Below are 254 nucleotides of genomic sequence, written 5' to 3'. Positions count from 1 at the left end.
CTATGCAACTGCTCGAAATAGGTAAGGCAGATACAATTAAGAAAGGCAGTAAAATTGCCATTTTATCGTTCGGTACATTACTTGAAAACGCCCAGCTTGCAGCTAACGAATTAGATGCAACGCTTGTTAATATGCGTTTTATTAAACCACTTGATACTGCACTTTTAAATGAGCTTGCTACTAGCCACGATACCTTTGTTACGCTTGAAGATAACGCGATTGCTGGCGGTGCCGGCTCTGCAGTTAATGAATAC

At 40.9% G+C, this 254-nt stretch carries 1 protein-coding gene; it reads left to right on the top strand.

The window, feature by feature from the left end; all coding sequences use genetic code 11:
- Nucleotides 1-254, top strand: a 254-nt coding sequence (locus AAEY98_RS22505) for a transketolase C-terminal domain-containing protein (RefSeq protein WP_351019841.1), incomplete at both ends; no start/stop codon positions are given.

The sequence above is a fragment of the Shewanella sp. AC91-MNA-CIBAN-0169 genome, from assembly GCF_040310165.1.
Taxonomy (GTDB): Bacteria; Pseudomonadota; Gammaproteobacteria; order Enterobacterales; family Shewanellaceae; genus Shewanella.
The sequence above is the reverse complement of the archived record's forward strand: the minus strand, read 5'-3'. Positions and strand labels throughout refer to the sequence as shown.